This window comes from Pantoea sp. JZ29 (assembly GCF_035190385.1).
In the GTDB taxonomy this organism is placed as follows: Bacteria; Pseudomonadota; Gammaproteobacteria; order Enterobacterales; family Enterobacteriaceae; genus Pantoea; species Pantoea stewartii.
The window spans coordinates 3,549,906-3,570,776 of record NZ_CP045241.1 but is presented as its reverse complement, the minus strand read 5'-3'; the positions used below and the strand labels follow the sequence as shown (position 1 = coordinate 3,570,776).

Genomic DNA, 20,871 nt, shown 5'->3' with positions numbered 1-20,871 from the left:
CTGAATTACTGGAAACTGTGTTCCGCTGCGGGGTAGCTTCCTGCTTCAACCTCAGCAATATAGCGGCGAATGGCGGCACGGATGTCGCCTGTCTCCGCCAGGAAATTTTTTGCAAATTTAGGGATATGTCCACCGGTAATGCCAAACGCATCGTGCATCACCAGAATTTGTCCATCGGTCACGTTGCCTGCGCCAATACCAATCACCGGAATCGCCAGTGCCTGCGTTACGCGCTGGGCCAGGGCCACCGGTACGCATTCCAGCACCATCAGCTGTGCGCCTGCGGCCTCAAGCGCCAGCGCGTCAGCCATAAGCTGCTCTGCACCGGCTTCATCACGTCCCTGCACTTTATAGCCGCCAAAAATATTTACGGACTGTGGCGTTAAGCCCAGATGACCACACACGGGCACGGCGCGTTCGGTCAGCATGCGCACGCTGTCGGCCAGCCATGCGCCGCCTTCCAGCTTCACCATATTGGCCCCGGCGCGCATGAGCTGCGCCGCGTTATCAAAAGTTTGCTGTGGTGTGGCATAACTCATGAAAGGCAAATCGGCTAACAGGAGCGCGTGAGGCGCACCACGACGGACGGCGGCGGTATGGTAAGCAATATCACTTACCGTGACGGGCAGCGTGGAATCATGACCCTGCACCGTCATGCCAAGCGAGTCACCAACCAGCAGAACCTGAATGCCTTCGTCAGCAAACAGGCGGGCAAAACTAAAATCGTAAGCGGTCAGCGTCGCGAATTTTTTACCGCTCGCTTTGCACTGACGCAGATGAGAAAGGGTGGTGGGTTTCATGACGATCTCAGCTCAGAAATTCAGATGGACGCATTTTACTGTATCGCGTTGCTGAGCGGAATCTGTGACGCGCGAATAGATGGTCAGCTGTGCCAGGGACGGATGCTGGCGCAGTCAAGCGTTGCCATAAGCGGCTGGAGCGGACGGCCATCAGGCAGGCGCAGATCGGGCGCAATTTCCAGCAGCGGCACCAGCATAAACGCACGGTTCAGCATATCGTAATGGGGGACGATCAGGCGTTCGCTGTGAATCTGCTCTGAACCAAACAGCATAATATCAATATCCAGCGTGCGTGGCCCCCAGCGCTCGGCTTTACGCACCCGGCCATGTTCCCGCTCGATGCGCTGCGTCTCATCCAGTAAGGCCTCAGCCGACAACGTGGTCTCGAGGGCCACCGCCGCATTGAGATAATCGGGCTGATCGGGTGGGCCATAAGGTGGCGTGCGGTAAAAGGACGAGGTGGCGATGCGCTGAACACCGGTGAGCGCATCCAGCGCTGACAACGCTGCATCAATCTGATGCAGCGGATCGGCAAGGTTACTGCCTAATGCCAGATAAACGCGCGTCATGACGCGTTAGAGTTATCACGACGGGGCGCGGAAGAACGACGACGCGGGCGGCGCGTACGGCTGCGCGGTGCCGGATCGTCTCCCAGCGTGTTGAGCATGGTTTTCTGCTGCGGCGGCGCAGCGACCTGGAACTCTCCCCACCACTTACTCAGGCGCAGCAGCTCCGGGTTATTTTCCACTTCAGCCCGCAGGGCCAGCAGATCATAAGCCGCACGGAACTTCGGATGCTCCATCAGCTTCCAGGCGCGTTTACCGTGACGACGGGACATGCGTAACTGCAACTGCCAGATATCACGAATCAGCGACGTAATGCGCTTAGGGATGGCCAGCGCGCGGCAGGCTTCATCCAGCGTATCATTCATCGCCAGGGCAAACGCATCGTAATAAGTCAGGCCGCTTTCCTGCGCAATGCGCTCGGCGGCTTCAAGCTGCGGATACCAGAACATGGCCGCGAACAGAAACGCCGGATTGACGCGCATATCATTTTGAATGCGGTTATCCGTATTCTTTAGCACCTGGGCGAGCATGCGCTCCATATGGCTGTCGCCCTGTTCGGTAAAGTTGCGTGCCAGCGTAGGGAACAGCGGCTGGAATAACTGATATTCACACAGTTTTAGCCAGGTACTGTAGCCATAACCGGCCTGAAGCAGCTTTAGCGACTCTTCAAACAGGCGCGCAGCAGGTACATCGCGTAACAGCGATGCCAGGCGGGGAATGGGCTCTGCCGTTTCAGGAGCAATGCGCATATTCAGTTTGGCCGCGAAGCGCGCGACGCGCAGCATGCGCACCGGATCTTCGCGATAGCGTGTTTCCGGATCGCCGATCAACCGAATGATGCCTTGTTGCAGATCGTTCAGGCCGCCAACATAATCCCGCACCGAAAAATCGGCCACGCTGTAATACAGGCTGTTAATGGTTAAATCACGCCGCTGGGCATCATCTTCAATACTGCCGAAAATATTGTCCCGTAGCAGCATACCGCTCTGGGCACGCTGGGAATTGTTGTGATCTTCGCTGTTCTCTTCAATCTGATGATGACCGCGGAACGTAGCCACTTCGATCACTTCCGGACCAAACATCACATGTGCCAGACGAAAACGGCGGCCAACCAGACGGCAGTTGCGGAACAGTTTACGCATCTGCTCCGGCGTGGCGTTTGTGGTCACGTCGAAGTCTTTAGGCTTCTGCCCCAGCAGTAAATCGCGAACGCCACCGCCCACCAGGTAGGCCTCATAACCGGCTTTATTCAGACGATACAGCACCTTGAGGGCATTTTCGCTGATGTCTTTACGTGAGATGGTGTGGCTTTCACGAGGAATGATGGTCATATGACTCTCAGGTTCAACCTCTGCTGGTGCTTCCTCGTCATCACGCTTCAGGACTTTCCGGCAAAAATTAGCGACTCGGGTAAAAATGGGACACCTCGACAGTGACAATTAGGGTGTAGGTAAAATCAGCGGCTAATCATAGCCTGTTGTGAATCATTTGAGAATGCTGTTGTCTATGCATCCGCTCTCAGGGCGTTATCATGCGGTATCAAAGCGATATTCCACTGCTTCACAGCATCAGACAGCAGTTTCTCCTGAGAATCGTCCTGCCAGCCTTCGCTGACCGGCTGTCCCAGAAACCGTAAGGCCTGCACCAGGCACGGGCGCGGATCGCCATCCGGCAGCGTGGGCGCATGATTTTGCTTAGAAAGTTTGTGTCCGTCAGCAGTGATGGCCAACGGCAAATGCAGATAATCCGGAACGGCCCAGCCAAACTGTCGATAAAGGGCAATCTGCCGCACCGTCGGCTCGATTAAGTCTGCGCCACGCACGATCTCGGTGACGCCCTGATGATGGTCATCAACCACCACGGCCAGATTGTAGGCAAACAGGCCGTCGCGACGATGAATAATAAAATCCTCTTCAGCCAGCCGCCGATCGGCCACAAGCGTGCCCCGTAACCGGTCTTCAAACTGGAAAACCGGCGCATGCTGACGCAACCGCAGTGCCGCATTCTCCGGACCTGAACCTGCATCCCGGCAGTGCCCGTCGTAAAAACCACCCAGTTGCTGAATGCGGCTTCGGCTGCAGGTGCAGTAATAACTCTGCCGGTGCGCTCTTAACCACTGCAGGGCGTCCCGATAAGCGTCATGGCGCTGTGACTGCCACATGACTTCACCGTCCCAGTGCAAACCGTACTGTTCTAGCTGACGCAGAATACGCGTGGCGGCCCCTGCGACTTCACGGGGAGGATCAATATCCTCAATGCGCACCAGCCAGCGGCCATGCTGCGCGCGTGCGCTAAGGTAACTGCCTAAGGCAGCGATCAGCGATCCAAAGTGGAGTTCACCAGAGGGAGACGGCGCAAAGCGCCCGATACAGGATGAGAATGCCATAGGTTTCATGAACCAGACGGCGGAAAAAGAGGGTCTTTTCCCGCCGCATGGCTGCAGTCAGACGGCAACATTAGCCCGCCATTTGCTTCTCACGAATTTCTGCCAGTGTCTTACAGTCGATGCACAGATCGGCCGTCGGACGCGCTTCAAGACGGCGGATACCGATCTCAACGCCACAGGAATCGCAATAGCCAAAGTCGTCATCTTCAACTTTCTTCAGCGTTTTTTCGATCTTTTTAATGAGCTTGCGCTCGCGATCGCGGTTACGCAGTTCCAGGCTGAATTCCTCTTCCTGAGCGGCACGGTCAACCGGGTCCGGAAAGTTAGCGGCTTCATCCTGCATGTGTGTAACGGTGCGATCAACTTCGTCCCGCAATTGATTACGCCAGGCTTCCAGAATCTTGCGAAAATGGTCCAGTTGCGCGTCATTCATATACTCTTCGCCCGGCTTCTCCTGATAAGGCTCCACCCCAGCGATGGCGAGAATACTCAGGGACGATGTTTTACGGTTTTGCCCTTCTTGCATGTTGTTTCTCCTGGATAACACGCACTATACCCTTCGATTGCCATCGGCCAGTATATTCACACTAACCTTCATTGATGACGCACTCTTGGGTACATCGATCCCCCAACGGGGAAAAACAGGCCGCTATAAATAACAGAAGCTGTCAAGGTTGGCAATTATTCCTGCGCCCATCTTGACAAGCCTGTGAGGAACAGCGTAGTTGGCCCCTGACAGAAGATAGTCCTATCACAGAAGGATGCCACTGATATTACAACGTTACGTCAACAGCCGTTGTAATAAACATGCCTTCTGATGACAGTTCTGCCCGGTACGCCAAAATTTCCACGCCACTCAGCCGCGCCTGTACCAGTTGTTCTGCGTAAGCCGCATCGATGTGACGCGCCGGGGAAACGTCCTCAATCCCCGAGTGCAGAACGGCAAACAACAAAACGGCCCGATGACCTTCTGCCGCAGCCTGACTCAGCTCGCGCAGGTGTTTTTGTCCTCGAATCGTCACCGCATCCGGAAAATAGCCTTTACCTTCCTGTAAAAGCGTTACGGATTTCACCTCAATATAGCACTCAGGTCGGTCCTGTGCTGTAAGCAGGAAATCAATTCGACTTTTTTCGCTGCCGTATTTTACTTCAGCCCGACACGCTTCGTAGCCCGACAGCGGCAGAATTCGGTTTTCGCTTAACGCCTCCTTTACCAGTTGATTCGCGCGCAACGTATTCACGCAAATCCAGTGGCCTTGCTGCGTCTCGGTCATCTCCCAGCTGTGCGGGTACTTGCGTGTCAGGCTGTCGGACGTGGAGTACCACACGGTATCACCCGGCGTAGCACAGCCGGTCATGGCGCCGGTGTTGGCACAATGGATGGTGAGCGTCTCGCCTTCCGGCGTAATGACATCCGCCAGAAAGCGTTTGTAACGGGTAATCAGACGTGCCGGTTTGAGGGCGGGGGAAAAAAGCATAGGGCTCCTGATTATGACTGTAACGGCCAGGTGGCCAGTGTCCGGTAGCGCGTCCGCCCTTTTACGTACTCTGAGGCAAAAAGCGAAAACTGACTGGCCGTAAAGCGCCAGAGAAAGCCGCGAGGGGGCAGGGCAACGGGTTGCGTTGCCGAGCGCAGCAGGGTGATGTGTGGATGAAAAGGCTGAGCGGGCTGCTCACAGCCGTGCCGGGCGGCCTGGGCGCGCAGCAGACTTGCCAGCTGCAGCAATCCCCGGGGCGGGCGCTGACAGCCCAGCCAGACCACGCCGGGGCGCGGCCAGTGCCCCGCATCATCTAACGTCACATCAAAAGCAGGCTGATGGATGCGCGAGGCCAGGGTTTGCAGCTGTTTTGAGGTCTCCGCTGAGACCTCGCCCAAAAAAGCCAGCGTCAGATGAAGGTTCGCGGCCGCAATCGGGCGACCTGCCTCCTCACTGAAGGTCTCAGCTCGCCACTGCACCAGTTGCTGTTGCAGGTCTTCGGGTGGGGCAATAGCAAAAAATAAGCGCTGTAACGCCATGGCGGTCTCCGGTAATCCTCACGGATGAGTGCTACAATGCGCGCCATCTTAACACAGCCATTAGCGGAGTTTTTGGTGAGTGATCTCCCCGTCAGCGCGGTGTTGCCTGACCTGCTGAGCGCCCTTGATCAGGCCTCGAACGTCCTGCTGGCTGCGCCTACCGGCGCAGGTAAATCCACCTGGTTACCCCTTCAGCTGTTACAGCACAAGGCGCTGTCAGGGCGCATTATCATGCTGGAGCCACGCCGACTGGCCGCGCGCAACGTGGCGCAACGGCTGGCTGAGCTACTGGGCGAACAGCCCGGCGCCACGGTGGGTTACCGCATGCGCGGCGAAAACTGCAGCGGACCCATGACCCGGCTTGAGGTAGTGACCGAAGGTATTCTGACGCGCATGTTGCAGCAGGATCCGATGCTGGATGGCGTGTCGCTGGTGATTCTGGATGAATTTCATGAGCGCAGCCTGCAGGCGGATCTGGCGCTGGCGCTGTTACTGGATGTTCAGCAGGGATTGCGTGACGATCTGAAAATTTTGCTGATGTCAGCCACGCTCGATAATACTCGCCTGGCGACGCTGCTACCGGACGCGCCGCTGATTGCCTCAGAAGGTCGCAGCTATCCGGTCGAACGGCGTTATGCTCCGTTGAGTCCGAGCCTGCGTTTTGACGAGGCGGTAGCGCGTGAAGTCGCGCAGTTGCTTCGACAGGAAAGCGGCTCGCTGCTGCTTTTTCTGCCCGGCGTGGCAGAGATAGCGCGCGTAAAACGCGAGCTGGAAACCCGTGTCGATGAGGATGTCGATTTAACGCCGCTTTATGGCGCGCTTCCGCTGGCCGCTCAGCAGCAGGCTATTTTGCCTGCCGCCCCCGGACGCCGCAAAGTGGTGCTGGCGACCAATATTGCCGAAACCAGCTTAACGATCGAAGGTATTCGCCTGGTCGTGGACAGTGCCCAGGAGCGACGCGCGCTGTTTGATGCACGCAGCGGCGTAACGCGGTTGCAGACTCAGCGCATCAGTCAGGCGTCGATGACGCAGCGCGCCGGACGTGCCGGACGACTGATGCCGGGCATCTGCCTGCACCTGACTTCACAGGAGCAGGCGGAACGGGCGCCTGCACAGGGCGAAGCCGAAATCCTGCACAGCGATCTCGCGTCGTTGTGGCTGGAACTGCTGCAGTGGGGCTGTACGGATATTGACCAGCTACAGTGGATCGATCGGCCACCCGAAAAGCACTTACGGGCAGCGCAGCAGCAGCTGATGCGCCTTGGAGCGCTGGATGAATCAGGACGACTGAACACACAGGGCAGACGCATGGCGCAGCTCGGCAGTGATGCCAGGCTGAGCGCGATGTTATGTGCCGCAGGGCGTGATACCGATGCGGTGGCCAGCGCGGCACTACTCGTCGCCGTGCTGGAGGATCCGCCCCGCGCGGGCAGTGTTGATCTACGTGATGTTCTCTGTCGGCCTTTACCGCACTGGTTGCGGCGCGCGCAGCACTGGCAAAAACGCCTTGGCGTCACAGGCGGACGGGTCAATGACGCGCATTTTCCCGCGTTGTTAACGGCGGGATTTCGCGATCGTCTGGCGCGCCGACGCGATAACAGCGGACGCTATCAGTTAGCCAACGGACTGGGGGCAGGGCTGGACGAACAGCAGGCGCTCACGCGTTACGAATGGCTCATTGCGCCTGTCTTATTACAGGGCAGCAGCGCCCCCGATGCACGTATCCTGCTGGCCCTTCCCGTCGAGCTTGCGGCATTGACGCAGGCCTGTCCACAGCTAGTCGAGCAGCGTACCGACGTGGAATGGGATGACGAGAAGGGCACGTTGCGCACCTTACGCCGTGAGCAGATTGGCGAACTGATACTGAAGACTCAGCCGCTTGCCCGACCGGATGCCGAGGCGTTACAGGCCGCGCTGCTACGCTGGGTCGCTAAAAAGGGGTTATCGGTACTGGGATGGACGCCGGAGGCTGAGCAACTGCGGTTACGTATCCAGTGTGCTGCCCAGTGGCTGCCCGAAGAGAACTGGCCCGCCGTCGATGAGGCCAGCCTGCTTGACTCGCTGGATCGCTGGCTGCAACCGCAGATGAGCGCCGTGCGGGATCTGAAGAGTCTGCAGTCGGTCAATCTGGTCACTGCGCTCTTACATTTGCTCACATGGTCACAACGTCAGCGGCTGGATACTGTGCTGCCAACTCATTACACTGTGCCCACCGGAAGTCGGCTGCCGATTCGCTATGATGCAGATAAACCGCCTGCGCTGGCGGTGCGTATTCAGGAAATGTTTGGCGAAGCCAGTAATCCTGCCGTCGCAGAAGGTCGCGTGCCGCTGGTGCTGGAACTGTTATCGCCCGCCCAGCGTCCCTTACAGATCACCCGCGATCTGGCGGCGTTCTGGCGCGGTGCCTATAAAGATGTGCAAAAAGAAATGAAAGGGCGTTATCCCAAACATCCCTGGCCCGACGATCCGGCCTCCGCAATACCGACCCGGCGGACGAAAAAGAATACGTCACAGGGCGGGCCCGCTGTTTAATTCAGAGGGTTCTGCCATGCGACAGTGAAGAAAGCAGTTAGAGTAGCGGCGCAGCCGTAAGCTATGCCTGGAGAATGAAACCAATGTCTGGGAACGATCGCGAACCTATTGGGCGCAAAGGAAAACCGTTGCCACCGCGCAACAGCGCCCGCCGTGGGCGGCGCAGAGACATCGATAGTGATGTCGCTCAGGACGATTTTGATGATGATTACGAGGAGGAAGCGCCGGTGCCACGTAAAGGTAAAGGTGGAAAACCGCCGCGCGGCAAACGCCGTTGGCTGGGATGGTTTATTAAGCTGTTCCTGGTATTTGTAGTGGTCATGGCCGCGTGGGGCGTATACCTCGATTCGGAAATTCGCAGCCGCATTGACGGTAAAGTGTGGCAACTGCCCGCTGCTGTCTACGGTCGTATGGTCAGCCTCGAACCTGGCATGGCCTACAATAAAAGCGAAATGATTGCCCTGCTGGAAGGCACGCAGTACCGCGAAGTCTCGCGCATTACGCGTCCGGGAGAATTCTCGGTCAAAGGTAACACCATTGAACTGCTGCGTCGTCCGTTTGATTTCCCGGACAGCAAAGAAGGGCAGATTCATGCCCGAATGACATTCAGCAAAGATGAGCTGAGTGAGATTAAGAACGTCGAAACCGGGCGTGATTTTGGTTTCTTCCGGCTTGATCCTCGTCTGATTACGATGCTGCAGTCACCCAATGGTGAACAGCGCTTGTTCGTTCCCCGTGCCGGTTTCCCTGATCTGTTGGTGGATACCTTAATCGCAACGGAAGATCGCCACTTTTATGAGCACGACGGCATCAGCCCGTACTCCATTGGCCGTGCCTTCCTGGCGAACATCACTGCCGGAAAAGCGGTGCAGGGCGGCAGTACGCTTACCCAGCAACTGGTCAAAAACCTGTTCCTGACTAATGAGCGTTCGCTGTGGCGTAAAGCCCGTGAAGCCTATATGGCCGTGATCATGGATGCCCGTTACAGCAAAGATCGTATTCTGGAGCTTTACCTGAACGAGGTGTATCTCGGTCAGGCAGGTAACGATCAGATCCGCGGTTTCCCTCTGGCCAGCCTCTACTATTTTGGCCGCCCGGTTGACGAGCTGAGTCTCGATCAGCAGGCGATGCTGGTGGGCATGGTGAAAGGGGCATCGCTCTATAACCCATGGCGTAACCCGAAACTGGCCCTGGAACGACGTAATCTGGTGCTGCGCCTGCTGCAGCAGCAGAAAGTGATCGATCAGGAACTGTACGACATGCTGTCGGCCCGTCCGCTGGGCGTGCAGCCGAAAGGCGGTGTGATTACGCCACAGCCTGCCTTTATGCAGATGGTGCGTAATGAGCTTCAGGCAAAACTGGGCGACAAAGTCAAAGATCTGTCGGGCGTGAAAATTTTCACCACCCTGGATCCGGTTTCTCAGGATGCGGCCGAAAAAGCCGTTGTAGACGGTATTCCCACCCTGAAAAAACAGCGCGGTCTGAAAGATCTGGAAACCGCAATGGTGGTCGTTGACCGCTTTACGGGTGAAGTTCGCGCGATGGTCGGTGGGGCCGATCCGCAGTTTGCCGGGTATAACCGCGCGTTGCAGGCGCGCCGATCCATCGGCTCGCTGGCGAAACCGGCCACCTATCTGACCGCGCTGAGCCAACCCAACACTTACCGCCTGAACAGCTGGATTGCGGATGAGCCTATTGCGCTGAAACAGCCGAATGGCAGCATCTGGAAACCCATGAACGACGACCGGCGGTTTAGTGGCAAAGTGATGCTGGTCGATGCGCTGACGAACTCTATGAACGTGCCAACGGTTAACCTGGGCATGACGCTGGGACTGAATGCGGTGGTGGACACCTGGACGAAGCTGGGTGTGCCTAAAGATCAGCTGAATCCGGTTCCGGCGATGTTACTGGGCGCACTCAACCTGACGCCTGTGGAAGTGGCTCAGGCCTTCCAGTCCATTGCCAGCGGCGGGAATCATGCAGAACTGTCAGCCGTGCGTTCGGTCATCGCGGAAGACGGTACCGTGCTGTACCAGAGCTTCCCGCAGGCGCAGCGCGTAGAACCGGCACAGGCGGCTTACTTAACGCTGTATACCATGCAACAGGTCGTCGATCGCGGTACCGCCCGGGCGCTGGGGGCACGTTTCCCGAATGCGCATCTGGCAGGGAAAACCGGCACCACGAACGATCTGGTCGACAGCTGGTTTGCCGGGATTGATGGTAAAGAAGTGGCGATCACCTGGGTTGGCCGTGATAACAACCAGCCGACCAAACTCTATGGTGCCAGCGGGGCGATGCAGATTTACCGCCGCTACCTGGACAATCAGGCTCCGATGCCGCTGCAGCTTACGCCGCCGGAAGATGTGACGATGATGAACATCGATACTGCGGGTAACTTTGTTTGCGGTTCAGGAAGCAGCACATGGCGCACGCTGCCTGTCTGGACGCTGGATCCAAATGCGCTCTGCCAGCAGCAGCAACAGCAGGTTCAGCAAATGCAGCAACAGCAGCAGATGCAGGACCAGCAACAGCAGCAGTTACAGCAGCAGCAACAGCAGGAACAAAAAGACAGCAACGGCGTTGCCGGCTGGATAAAAGATATGTTCGGTAAATAACCCGTCAAACGCGGATGAAAAAGGCACTTCGGTGCCTTTTTTTATTCCACATCAAAACCCCTTGTTATCGCCCGTGAAACGACGCCACGCCGGGGAATTCTGCTTGCAGAAATTGCGAGACTTCGCATATTATCCAATCGTTATAATAATCATTATCGTTTCGATTCGCTTAATCATCCCCATTTGAGAGACACCTTCATGACAGCGCGTTCTATCCCTTTTGCTTCTCCATCCGGCGTATTTACGCGTCGGCCTCTGGCTTTGATCATTGCCCTGGTGACCAGCGGCGCAAGCGTAATGGCTTACGCTGAACAAACGGTGGTGGTATCTGCAAATGGCGGTGGTGCGGTGGCGCAGGAAAACGCGTGGGGCCCGGCGCCCACCATCGCCGCAAAACACAGCGCCACCGGCACCAAAACGGACACGCCGATTGAAAAGAATCCGCAGTCGGTTTCTGTGGTGACGCGGGAAGAGATGGAGATGCGCAGCGTCACCAGCGTGAAGCAGGCCTTTAATTACACGCCGGGTGTGCTTACCGGTAACCGCGGCAGTTCAGGCGTCTATGATGCGTTGTCAATTCGCGGTTTTAGCGAAACCAACACCAACCAGTATCTCGATGGGTTAAAGCTGCAGGGCGACAACTACTCGGAATTCGCTATTGATCCCTATTTCCTGGAGCGGGCTGAGCTGCTGCGCGGGCCGGTGTCGGTGCTGTACGGTAAGAGCAACCCGGGCGGTGTGGTCGCGCTGGTCAGTAAACGTCCCACCCAGGAAACGCTGCGTGAAGTGCAGTTCCAGATGGGCAATCACAATCTTTACTCCACCGGCTTTGATTTTGGCGGTGCGATCGATGACGCAGGCGTTTACAGCTACCGTCTGACAGGCCTGGCGAGCAGCCAGGATGCCCAGCAGGCGAACAACAAGCAAAAGCGCTACACCATCGCGCCGTCCTTCAGCTGGCGACCAGACGAAAACACCCGTCTGGATCTGCTGACCTACTTCCAGAATGAACCGGACACGGGTTATTACGGCTGGTTACCGCGTGAAGGCACTGTCGTGCCCATTACGCGTCCTGATGGCAGTCAGTACAAACTGCCCACCAACTTTGATGAAGGGGAGAAGAGCAATCGCATCTCCCGTAACACCAAAATGGTCGGCTACAGCTTTGAACACCGTTTTGATGAGACCTGGACGGTACGCCAGAACCTGCGTTATGCCGAGTTAACGACGGATTACCGCAGCATTTATGGCAATGGATTTAACGCCGCCACACAGGAAATCACGCGAGGTTATGCCACTTCAGACGAAAAACTGAATGAGTTCGCCGTCGATAACCAGGCACAGGCAAAATTTGCAACCGGTCAACTCGGCCATACGCTTTTGCTTGGGGTGGATTATCAACGCATGCGTAATGATATCAAAGCAGCGTTTGGTTCAGCATTTCCTTTGAATGCGGTTGCTCCTCAGTACGGTAATGATTCGCTTAACGGCACGCCTTTCCCCTATCGTTATCTGAACAAACAGGAACAAACCGGCCTTTACGCGCAGGATCAAATGGCGTGGGATCGTTGGGTGCTGACGTTAGGCAGCCGTTATGATTACGCGATGACATCTGCGTTAAATCGCGACACCAATACCGAAGTCAAAAATCATGATCAGGCCTTCACCTGGCGTGGCGGCGTAAACTACGTTTTCGATAACGGTATCGCGCCTTATTTCAGTTATAGCGAATCCTTTATCCCAACGGCCGGGACGACAGTGAGCGGGCAACCTTTCGACCCATCGCGCGCTAAGCAGTACGAAACGGGGGTGAAATATGTGCCGAAAGATCGTCCTGTCGTGGTTACGGCTGCGATTTATGAACTGACTAAGTCTAAAAATTTAACAGCCGATCCTGACCATACCCTTTTCAGCATCCAGAGCGGCGAAATCCGTTCTCGCGGTGTCGAACTGGAAGCCAAGGCGGCCCTCAATGCCAACGTCAACCTGACCGCGTCTTACACCTACACCGATGCTGAATATACGGAAGATACACAGCTCAAAGGCAAAACCCCGGTGCAGGTGCCTAAGCACATGGCCTCGCTGTGGAGCGACTATACCTTCCATGAAACGGCGCTGTCCGGCGTAACGGTGGGCGCGGGCGTCCGTTATGTGGGCGAAACACAGGGGTTATACAGTGCGGGTCCCGACGTGAACCAAAACTTCACCGTCGCGGGTTACACTACCGTCGATGCCGCGTTGAAATATGATTTAGGCCGTTTTGGTTTGCCTGGCTCAACGGTTGGCGTTAACGTTAACAACCTGTTTAACCGTGACTACGTTGCCAGTTGCTACCGTGAATACGCGTGCTACTGGGGCGCAGAGCGACAAATTGTCGGCACCGCCACGTTCCGGTTCTGATCGATGAGGGCGCTTCGGCGCCCGTTTACAGGGATAACCATGCAGCTTCCGCAGTACCAACAGACCGCCTTCCGACTGGATAACGCCAGCTTTCGCGTACCGGGCCGTACGCTCCTTCATCCCGTTTCTCTCGCTTTTACGCCAGGTAAAGTCACCGCGCTGATTGGGCACAATGGTTCAGGGAAATCCACGCTGTTAAAAATGCTGGGGCGGCATCACGCGGCCAGCGAAGGGCGGGTTCTGCTCAACGAACAGCCTGTTGATCGCTGGAGCAGCAAAGCGTTTGCCCGTGAGGTCGCCTATTTGCCGCAGCAGTTACCGGCTGCGGAAGGCATGACGGTACGTGAGTTGGTGGCCATTGGGCGTTATCCCTGGCATGGTGCGCTGGGGCGCTTTACGCAGGACGATCGCGAGCGGGTCGCGCAGGCAATCGCGCGGGTTGGACTAACGCCATTCGCCTCGCGGCTGGTCGACAGCCTCTCCGGTGGTGAGCGCCAGCGTGCATGGCTGGCAATGATGGTCGCTCAGAACAGCCGCTGCCTGTTGCTGGATGAACCTACCTCTGCGCTGGATATTGCCCACCAGGTGGATGTGCTGGCGCTGATTCAGACGCTGAGCCATGAACATGGCTTAACGGTCATTACCGTCTTACACGATATTAATATGGCGGCTCGCTATTGTGACCATCTGGTCGCCTTGCGCGGCGGCGAACTGATTGCAGAAGGTGGACCAGAACACATTATGCAGGCAGATGTGTTGCAGGCGATTTACGGTATCCCAATGGGCATCTTCCCCCATCCTGGCGGCGGCGCGCCGGTGAGTTTTGTGTGTTAAGGATACGATAATGCCGGATTTATATCGCCGTCGCCTGCTGATGGCAATGGCGTTGTCGCCTCTCATCCCGTCTTTCCCATCGCCTGCGGCACAGCCTGACAGCGACCGCGTTATTGCGCTGGAGTGGCTGCCCACCGAGTTACTCCTGGCGCTGGGCGTGAACCCGTTGGGTGTGGCGGACGTGCATAACTACAACGTCTGGGTCGGACAGCCGCCATTGCCTGCGGGCGTGGTGGATGTCGGGTTACGTACCGAGCCAAATCTTGAGCTGATGACCCAGATGCATCCCTCGCTGATTCTCTGCTCGAACGGTTACGGTCCACCGAAAGATAAGCTGCGGCGCATTGCGCCGATCATGGGGTTTGACCTGCACAATGGCGATGGCAAACCGCTGAGTCGCGCACGGGCCTCATTGCGGGCGTTGGCGGCCCGACTGGGACGGGAGGCGCAGGCTGAGGCGCATCTGCAACAGGTGGATGCGGAGATTGCGGCGGCGCGTCAGCGTCTGGCGCCGCACGCCGGTCGGGCCATTTTGCTGATGTCGCTACTCGACAGCCGCCACGCTATTACCTTCGGTAAAAACAGCTTATTCCTGGAAGTGATGGCGCTTTTGAATCTGAAAAATGCCTGGCAGGGCGAAACCAGTTTTTGGGGCAGCGCCGTGATTGGACTGGAACGGCTGGCCGTTTTCCATGACGTAGAGGCCATCTGCTTCGATCATGACAATGATGCTGTGATGCAGCAACTGTCGCGAAGTCCGTTATGGCAGTCCATGCCGTTTGTTCACAGCGGCCATTTCCAGCGCGTTCCGGCGGTGTGGTACTACGGTGCGACCTTGTCAGCCCTGCACTTTATTCGCGTGCTGGAACGTGCGCTGGAGAAATCGTAATGCGTCATCGTTTTTTCCCGTTAGCCGTGACAGGTACGCTGTTCTTCCTGGCGTTGATGTTAACCGCGATCAATCTGCAACAGGCGCTGCCCACGAACCAGTGGTTGCAGGCGCTGTGGACACCGGACAGCAGCAACATTGAGCAAATGGTCTTTCACTACAGCTTACTGCCGCGCTGGTCACTGGCGCTGCTGGTGGGGGCAGGGCTGGGGTTAGCCGGATTACTGTTTCAGCAGGTGTTGCGCAATCCGCTGGCCGAACCGGGCACGTTAGGCGTTTCATCCGGCGCGCAGTTAGGAATGACCGTCGCGACCTTATGGCACCTGCCGGGTGGGGCGCTGGCTCATCAGTTCGCCGCGTCGGGTGGCGCGCTGTTGGTCGGTGCGCTGGTGTTCAGCGTGGCCTGGCGCAAACGTCTGTCGCCCGTTACGCTGATTCTGGCAGGGCTGGTTCTCAGCCTGTACAGCGGCGCAGTGAACCAAATATTTGCCATCTTTAACCACGATCAACTGCAGAATATGTTTCTGTGGAGCACCGGCACGTTGAATCAGATGAGCTGGGACAGCATTACCCAACTCTGGCCACGTCTGGTGCTGGCGCTGGTGCTGTCTCTGGCACTACTGAGACCGCTTACGCTGATGGGGCTGGACGATGGCGTCGCCAAAAATCTTGGGTTAGCGCTGTCTGCTACGCGGCTGGCCGTCCTGGTTCTGGCCATCTTGCTGAGCGCTCAGTTGGTGAGCGTAGCGGGGATCATTGGCTTTATTGGTTTATTTGCACCGCTGCTGGCAAGGCTGCTGGGTGGACGGCGGTTACTGAGCCGCATGCTGCTGGCCCCCCTGATTGGTGCACTGCTGCTCTGGCTGGCGGATGCCTGCGTACTCTGGCTCACGGCGCACTGGCGCGAGGTCTCCACCGGAACCGTGACGGCGCTGCTGGGCGTGCCCATTCTGTTGGCGCTGTTACCTCGCCTGCGAACCGGATCCGTTCCGCCTGCGCTGGATCAGGGGGACAACGTGCCGGTCGAGCGATACCGTTACGGGCGCTGGACGCTGGTGGGATTGCTGATGCTGGGCGGACTGACATGGCTTTGCCTGGCCTTTGGGCGCGATGCGCATGGCTGGGTTTGGACGTCTGGCGACATGCTGCAACAGTTGTTACCCTGGCGCGCGCCGCGAGTGCTGGCGGCACTGGAGGTCGGCCTGATGCTCGGTGTGGCGGGCAGCCTGATCCAGCGCCTCACCGGTAATCCCATGGCCAGTCCTGAAGTGCTGGGCATCAGTTCCGGCGCGGCCTGCGGTGTGGTCATGATGCTGTTCTTTGTTCCCGGCAACGCGCTGGCATTTCTGTTGCCGGCAGGTGCGCTGGGGGCGGCGATAACGCTGGCGGTTATCATGCTGGTCGCCAGTCGTGGTGGTTTCTCACCGGAACGTATGCTACTGGCGGGTATGGCACTCAACAGCGCCTTTGTCACCATTCTGATGCTGTTGATGGCAAGTGGCGATCCGCGTATGGCGGGGTTACTGACCTGGATATCCGGATCAACTTACAACATCAGTGCTACGCAGGCGCTGCAAAGTGCAGGCTTTGCGGCTGTTTTAGTGGCATTAGCGCCACTGGCCAGCCGCTGGTTAACCATTCTGCCACTTGGCAGCATGACCGCACGGTCTGTCGGTATGGCACTGAGGGGTTCACGACTCGCCCTGTTGCTGTTAGCGGCGGCCTTAACGGCTTGCGCCACGCTGACGATTGGGCCGCTGAGCTTTGTCGGCTTAATGGCACCCCATATGGCCCGTATGTTGGGCTTTCGCCGCGCGCTGCCACAGGTGTTACTGTCTGGCGTGCTGGGGGCCGGGTTAATGGTGGCCGCAGACTGGTGCGGGCGCATGCTGGCCTTTCCCAGTCAGATTCCGGCGGGCCTGATGGCGACCTTTTTGGGCGCACCCTATTTTATCTGGCTACTGCGCCGTTCACGTTAAAAAAAGACCGGCTCAGCCGGTCTTTTCTCATCAGAGCTTCGCGAAACAGCGCCGGGCCGCCTCGACGGTGTGCTGAATATCCTCATCAGTGTGTGCCAGCGACATAAACCCGGCCTCAAAGGCGGACGGCGCAAAATACACGCCTTCTTCGAGCATCAGGTGGAAGAAGCGCTTGAAGCGTTCCACGTCGCACTGTGTCACGTCCTGATAGCAGGTGACGCTGTCGGCATCGGTAAAGAACAGGCCAAACATGCCGCCAACCTGATTTACCACCACGGGAATATTTTCCTGTTTGGCTGCCTCAACCAGCCCCTGAGCCAGTTGTTCAGTCAGACGGTTCAGCCTGTCATGCATACCTGGCTGCGCAATCTGTGTCAGGCAGGCATAACCCGCGGCCATAGCTACGGGATTACCGGACAACGTACCGGCCTGGTAAACCGGCCCGGTCGGTGCCAGCGCGGACATGACCTCGCGACGGCCACCGAACGCACCCACTGGCATGCCACCGCCGATGATTTTGCCCAGGCAGGTGAGATCCGGCTTCACGTTATAGTGCGCCTGTGCGCCGCCCAGCGCCACACGGAAGCCTGTCATCACTTCATCAATAATCAGCAGCGCACCGAACTCATCGCACAGGGCACGCAGGCCCGGCAGGAAGTCAGGCTGCGGAGGGATACAGTTCATATTGCCGGCAACAGGCTCAACGATAATGGCAGCGACAGCCGTGGGATACTGTTCAAAGGCCGCACGAACAGAGTCCAGATCGTTATAGGTGCAGGTCAGCGTATGCTTAGCAAAATCGGCGGGTACGCCCGGCGAGTTGGGTTGGCCCAGCGTCAGCGCACCTGATCCGGCTTTCACCAGCAGGTGGTCGGCATGGCCGTGATAGCACCCTTCGAACTTGATGATCTTATCGCGTCCGGTAAACCCGCGCGCCAGACGAATCGCACTCATGGTCGCTTCGGTGCCGGAGTTGACCATGCGCACCATTTCCATACTCGGTACCAGGTCACATACCAGCTGCGCCATGGTGACTTCCATCTCGGTCGGCGCACCAAAGCTCAGGCCGCGCTGGGCTGCCTCAATCACAGCCTGACGAATGCCTTCGTTGTTATGTCCCAGTACCATTGGCCCCCATGAGCCAACATAGTCGATATAGGCTTTGCCATCGGCGTCATACAGACAGGCGCCATCAGCATGCTCAATGAACAGCGGAACGCCGCCGACACCGGTAAACGCACGGACCGGCGAGTTCACACCGCCGGGGATCAGGCGTTGTGCTTCGGCGAACAGTTTTTCAGACTTACTCATTTTCGGCTCCAGCAGTTCATATAATTTCGGGCTATTCTACGGAAGAGGGGCGGCCGACGAAAGCCAGATATCCCTGCGTACGACTTCTCCGCGTCAATCCGGCACAGAGTGCGAAGCTGAGCGCTTGATTGCGGCGGGTCGCTGGCAGATAATAGCAACATTGAGGTCGTTTTCTGACCCGGACGTTTACGGAGTAACTCATGAGTGATGAAGTAGTAGCACTGCCGTTGCAGTTTACCGACGCAGCAGCCAACAAAGTGAAAAATCTGATTGCTGACGAAGATAACCCGGCGCTGAAGCTGCGTGTGTATATCACTGGTGGTGGTTGCAGCGGCTTTCAGTATGGTTTCACCTTCGACGATCAAATGAACGACGGTGATATGACCATTGAAAAGCAGGGCGTTTCGCTGGTGGTGGATCCAATGAGTCTGCAGTATCTGGTAGGCGGTTCGGTGGATTACACCGAAGGTCTGGAAGGGTCGCGCTTTATCGTAACCAACCCGAACGCCAAAACCACCTGCGGTTGCGGGTCTTCCTTCAGCATCTGATCATCAGGCCGCTCTCTCCGGGCGGCCTCTTACCATTCTATTGTCACCAGTCTGTCGTTCGTCGTGCGGCTTCCCTGACGCTTCAGCACCGTTTGCGTCACGCGCGGCTGTGCGCTGCTCTGGCGACCGCAGTCAACCTGTGGCGAAGACGGGCTTCGCACGCTGTTGACTTCGCAACGTGAATAGATAACAAGTCTGGCATTGATAGAGCCGGTCGTGGATCCCGCGCACGCCTGCTGCGCGATCACAAGCCCTATGGCCAGAAGCAGGGCTTTAGTCATAGTGAATTCCTGGTGTAGTCAAAAGCGCATCGCGCAGAAGGACGGCGGGCTTACATGGCACGCGTCTCTTAAATAACGTTAACGGCAGTGAAAATGATTACTTTAATCGGCAGGGCAATATTCAGTGGCCTGAAGATGCCTTTGGGGCGGGATGCAGTGCCTCACAGAGCTGCTCTGCGGCTAACAGGATACGCGGGCCCGGACGGCTGAGCCAGTCCTCGTTAATGGCAATGATGCGTACGTTGAGCTGTGGCCGCCAGAACTGCGCAAGCGTTTCAGCCTGTTGCGAACCGCCCGTTGTCACAATGACCTGAGGGTGGCGCATCAGGACCTGCTCCCGGCTCACCTGAGGCCAGCTCACCGGACTTGCGGCAAAAATATTTTGCCCTCCACACAGGCCGATAATGTCATTTTGCAGCGTCGCTTTAGCCGCCGTATACATGGGGGAAAGACCAAACTGCACAAAAACGCGTACGGGGGGGTGCGGACGGTAGCGTTGGCGCAAGGCTGCGACCTGCTGGCGTAGTTGCGTAGCGGCCTGTGTAGCACGCTGGGGGGACGGGCTCCATCGGGCTAATCCAGCCAGCGAATGAATCATGTCATCCAGTGTCGAGGTGGCGACCCATTCCACATGAATCCCTGAGTGCACTAACTGCGCCACCTGACGGGATGAGGTGCCGCCGGGCCATGCCAGCACAACATCGGGCTTAAGCTGTAAAATGCGCTCAAGATTCATCCCCTGCCAGGTCGCGACCTGCTCAATCTTTTGTGCTTCAGCGGGATAACCCGACCAGGCACTGACCGCAACCGGCGTGATGCCGGCGGCAAAAGCCAGTTCAGTCAGGTGAGGAGCCAGGGTGATGACGCGGGGCGGTGCAGCAGGCAGGCTGCTGCAAAACAGCAGCAGCCAGCAAAACAGCAGGGATTTAGCCATGTGCCAGGCGGGCCAGCAGATTTTCCACCATCAGGGAGGACTGCTTAGCGGCAACGCTCAGGAACTCATCGAAACTCAGGTGCGATTCCTGATCGGCCACATCGGAGATCGCGCGGACGACCACAAACGGCACGTTAAACTGGTGGCAGACATGGCCGATAGCGGTGGCTTCCATCTCAACGGCAATCGCCTGTGGGAACGTGGCGCGAATGCGGGCCAGAGGGGCTGCGCCATTGATAAACGCGTCACCGCTGACCACCAGGCCGCGAACCGCGTTGAGATTCAACTGCTGAATACAGGCTTCTGCGGCGGCGATCAGCTTACTGTCTGCGGTAAAGGCCGCAGGGCAGCCCGCCATCTGGCCCGGTTCATAACCAAAGGCTGTGACATCGGCATCGTGATAGCGCACTTCATCGGACACCACAATATCGCCTACCTTTAACGAAGAGGCTAAGCCGCCCGCTGAGCCGGTGTTAATCACCAAATCGGGTTTGCACAATTGCAGTAACAATGTGGTGCCCATAGCGGCCGAGGTCTTACCAATGCCGGATTTCAGCAACGCAACGTCCACACCATTCAGTGTGCCAGTGTAAATTTCACAACCAGCCAGAGACAGGGTCTGGCGATTTTCAATTTTGTCTCGCAGCAGGGTAACTTCCTGCTCCATTGCGCCAATGATGCCTGCTTTCATTTTACGTCTCGCTAATGTAATGGATGTCAATATCAGGCATAGTCTATCATGGCAGTGACGGGATTATTTCACGAAAAAATAAGGGGAC

Annotated in this window: 18 protein-coding genes; 7 read left to right on the top strand and 11 right to left on the bottom strand. The window is 57.3% G+C overall.

Going from position 1 to position 20,871, the window contains the following annotated elements; all coding sequences use genetic code 11:
• Positions 1–5: 5 nt before the first annotated feature.
• From panB to thpR, 7 genes are all read right to left on the bottom strand, one after another.
• Positions 6–800 (bottom strand): 3-methyl-2-oxobutanoate hydroxymethyltransferase, encoded by a 795-nt coding sequence (gene panB / locus GC090_RS16660; RefSeq protein WP_033740290.1) that lies wholly within the window; start codon positions 798–800, stop codon positions 6–8.
• An 83-nt stretch (positions 801–883) separates the two neighbouring features.
• Positions 884–1,369, bottom strand: a complete 486-nt coding sequence (gene folK / locus GC090_RS16655; RefSeq protein WP_054634482.1) for a 2-amino-4-hydroxy-6-hydroxymethyldihydropteridine diphosphokinase — start codon at positions 1,367–1,369, stop codon at positions 884–886.
• The gene (gene pcnB, locus GC090_RS16650) at positions 1,366–2,784 is read right to left on the bottom strand and encodes a polynucleotide adenylyltransferase PcnB (protein WP_203232196.1); all 1,419 of its coding nucleotides are present in this window, start codon (positions 2,782–2,784) and stop codon (positions 1,366–1,368) included. Before pcnB ends, folK begins: the two co-directional genes overlap by 4 nt.
• Before the next feature lie 86 nt (positions 2,785–2,870).
• The gene (gene gluQRS / locus GC090_RS16645) at positions 2,871–3,752 is read right to left on the bottom strand and encodes a tRNA glutamyl-Q(34) synthetase GluQRS (protein ID WP_324020453.1); all 882 of its coding nucleotides are present in this window, start codon (positions 3,750–3,752) and stop codon (positions 2,871–2,873) included.
• Between the two features lie 70 nt (positions 3,753–3,822).
• A complete protein-coding gene (gene dksA / locus GC090_RS16640; RefSeq protein WP_006117731.1) occupies positions 3,823–4,278 on the bottom strand; it encodes an RNA polymerase-binding protein DksA in 456 nt (151 codons plus the stop codon).
• A gap of 247 nt (positions 4,279–4,525) precedes the next feature.
• Positions 4,526–5,230 carry a DNA/RNA nuclease SfsA gene (gene sfsA / locus GC090_RS16635; protein WP_033740294.1) on the bottom strand — a complete coding sequence of 235 codons (705 nt, stop codon included), beginning with the start codon at positions 5,228–5,230 and terminating at the stop codon, positions 4,526–4,528.
• An 11-nt stretch (positions 5,231–5,241) separates the two neighbouring features.
• Positions 5,242–5,769, bottom strand: a complete 528-nt coding sequence (gene thpR, locus GC090_RS16630; RefSeq protein ID WP_039338696.1) for an RNA 2',3'-cyclic phosphodiesterase — start codon at positions 5,767–5,769, stop codon at positions 5,242–5,244.
• Between the two features lie 36 nt (positions 5,770–5,805).
• Between thpR and hrpB the strand changes: the two genes are divergently transcribed.
• The 6 genes from hrpB to fhuB all read left to right on the top strand — a co-directional run bounded on the left by hrpB (position 5,806) and on the right by fhuB (position 17,018).
• The gene (gene hrpB, locus GC090_RS16625; protein ID WP_324020450.1) at positions 5,806–8,301 is read left to right on the top strand and encodes an ATP-dependent helicase HrpB; all 2,496 of its coding nucleotides are present in this window, start codon (positions 5,806–5,808) and stop codon (positions 8,299–8,301) included.
• A gap of 83 nt (positions 8,302–8,384) precedes the next feature.
• Complete coding sequence (mrcB, locus tag GC090_RS16620) at positions 8,385–10,916, top strand: bifunctional glycosyl transferase/transpeptidase (RefSeq protein WP_039338694.1); 2,532 nt, start codon at positions 8,385–8,387, stop codon at positions 10,914–10,916.
• Positions 10,917–11,114: 198 nt separating this feature from the next.
• Positions 11,115–13,316, top strand: coding sequence for a ferrichrome porin FhuA (gene fhuA, locus GC090_RS16615; protein WP_324020448.1), 2,202 nt, complete (start codon positions 11,115–11,117; stop codon positions 13,314–13,316).
• A gap of 39 nt (positions 13,317–13,355) precedes the next feature.
• Entirely contained in the window at positions 13,356–14,150 is a 795-nt protein-coding gene (fhuC, locus tag GC090_RS16610) for a Fe3+-hydroxamate ABC transporter ATP-binding protein FhuC (protein WP_033740296.1), read from the top strand.
• A 10-nt stretch (positions 14,151–14,160) separates the two neighbouring features.
• A complete protein-coding gene (gene fhuD / locus GC090_RS16605) occupies positions 14,161–15,039 on the top strand; it encodes a Fe(3+)-hydroxamate ABC transporter substrate-binding protein FhuD (RefSeq protein ID WP_039338689.1) in 879 nt (292 codons plus the stop codon).
• A complete protein-coding gene (gene fhuB / locus GC090_RS16600) occupies positions 15,039–17,018 on the top strand; it encodes a Fe(3+)-hydroxamate ABC transporter permease FhuB (RefSeq protein WP_324020447.1) in 1,980 nt (659 codons plus the stop codon). The genes fhuD and fhuB overlap by 1 nt, the downstream gene beginning before the upstream one ends.
• A 30-nt stretch (positions 17,019–17,048) precedes the next feature.
• On the opposite strand, the gene hemL is transcribed toward fhuB, so the two are convergent.
• Complete coding sequence (gene hemL / locus GC090_RS16595; RefSeq protein WP_324020445.1) at positions 17,049–18,329, bottom strand: glutamate-1-semialdehyde 2,1-aminomutase; 1,281 nt, start codon at positions 18,327–18,329, stop codon at positions 17,049–17,051.
• 200 nt (positions 18,330–18,529) lie between these two features.
• Between hemL and erpA the strand changes: the two genes are divergently transcribed.
• The gene (gene erpA, locus GC090_RS16590; RefSeq protein ID WP_006117744.1) at positions 18,530–18,877 is read left to right on the top strand and encodes an iron-sulfur cluster insertion protein ErpA; all 348 of its coding nucleotides are present in this window, start codon (positions 18,530–18,532) and stop codon (positions 18,875–18,877) included.
• Positions 18,878–18,906: 29 nt separating this feature from the next.
• On the opposite strand, the gene GC090_RS16585 is transcribed toward erpA, so the two are convergent.
• The 3 genes from GC090_RS16585 to mtnN form a co-directional block, all read right to left on the bottom strand.
• Positions 18,907–19,158 (bottom strand): hypothetical protein, encoded by a 252-nt coding sequence (locus GC090_RS16585; RefSeq protein WP_324020441.1) that lies wholly within the window; start codon positions 19,156–19,158, stop codon positions 18,907–18,909.
• Positions 19,159–19,279: 121 nt separating this feature from the next.
• Entirely contained in the window at positions 19,280–20,092 is an 813-nt protein-coding gene (btuF, locus tag GC090_RS16580; protein ID WP_324020439.1) for a vitamin B12 ABC transporter substrate-binding protein BtuF, read from the bottom strand.
• The gene (gene mtnN, locus GC090_RS16575) at positions 20,085–20,783 is read right to left on the bottom strand and encodes a 5'-methylthioadenosine/S-adenosylhomocysteine nucleosidase (RefSeq protein ID WP_006117747.1); all 699 of its coding nucleotides are present in this window, start codon (positions 20,781–20,783) and stop codon (positions 20,085–20,087) included. Before mtnN ends, btuF begins: the two co-directional genes overlap by 8 nt.
• Between the last annotated feature and the right edge of the window lie 88 nt (positions 20,784–20,871).

Coding starts and splice junctions, on each gene's coding strand:
- panB (WP_033740290.1), bottom strand. CDS start 800: ATGAAACCCACCACCCTTTCTCATCTGCGTCAGTGCAAAGCGAGCGGT.
- GC090_RS16585 (WP_324020441.1), bottom strand. CDS start 19,158: ATGACTAAAGCCCTGCTTCTGGCCATAGGGCTTGTGATCGCGCAGCAG.
- btuF (WP_324020439.1), bottom strand. CDS start 20,092: ATGGCTAAATCCCTGCTGTTTTGCTGGCTGCTGCTGTTTTGCAGCAGC.
- fhuD (WP_039338689.1), top strand. CDS start 14,161: ATGCCGGATTTATATCGCCGTCGCCTGCTGATGGCAATGGCGTTGTCG.
- thpR (WP_039338696.1), bottom strand. CDS start 5,769: ATGGCGTTACAGCGCTTATTTTTTGCTATTGCCCCACCCGAAGACCTG.
- fhuC (WP_033740296.1), top strand. CDS start 13,356: ATGCAGCTTCCGCAGTACCAACAGACCGCCTTCCGACTGGATAACGCC.
- sfsA (WP_033740294.1), bottom strand. CDS start 5,230: ATGCTTTTTTCCCCCGCCCTCAAACCGGCACGTCTGATTACCCGTTAC.
- erpA (WP_006117744.1), top strand. CDS start 18,530: ATGAGTGATGAAGTAGTAGCACTGCCGTTGCAGTTTACCGACGCAGCA.
- fhuA (WP_324020448.1), top strand. CDS start 11,115: ATGACAGCGCGTTCTATCCCTTTTGCTTCTCCATCCGGCGTATTTACG.
- hrpB (WP_324020450.1), top strand. CDS start 5,806: ATGCGCGCCATCTTAACACAGCCATTAGCGGAGTTTTTGGTGAGTGAT.
- fhuB (WP_324020447.1), top strand. CDS start 15,039: ATGCGTCATCGTTTTTTCCCGTTAGCCGTGACAGGTACGCTGTTCTTC.
- dksA (WP_006117731.1), bottom strand. CDS start 4,278: ATGCAAGAAGGGCAAAACCGTAAAACATCGTCCCTGAGTATTCTCGCC.
- mrcB (WP_039338694.1), top strand. CDS start 8,385: ATGTCTGGGAACGATCGCGAACCTATTGGGCGCAAAGGAAAACCGTTG.
- folK (WP_054634482.1), bottom strand. CDS start 1,369: ATGACGCGCGTTTATCTGGCATTAGGCAGTAACCTTGCCGATCCGCTG.
- hemL (WP_324020445.1), bottom strand. CDS start 18,329: ATGAGTAAGTCTGAAAAACTGTTCGCCGAAGCACAACGCCTGATCCCC.
- gluQRS (WP_324020453.1), bottom strand. CDS start 3,752: ATGGCATTCTCATCCTGTATCGGGCGCTTTGCGCCGTCTCCCTCTGGT.
- mtnN (WP_006117747.1), bottom strand. CDS start 20,783: ATGAAAGCAGGCATCATTGGCGCAATGGAGCAGGAAGTTACCCTGCTG.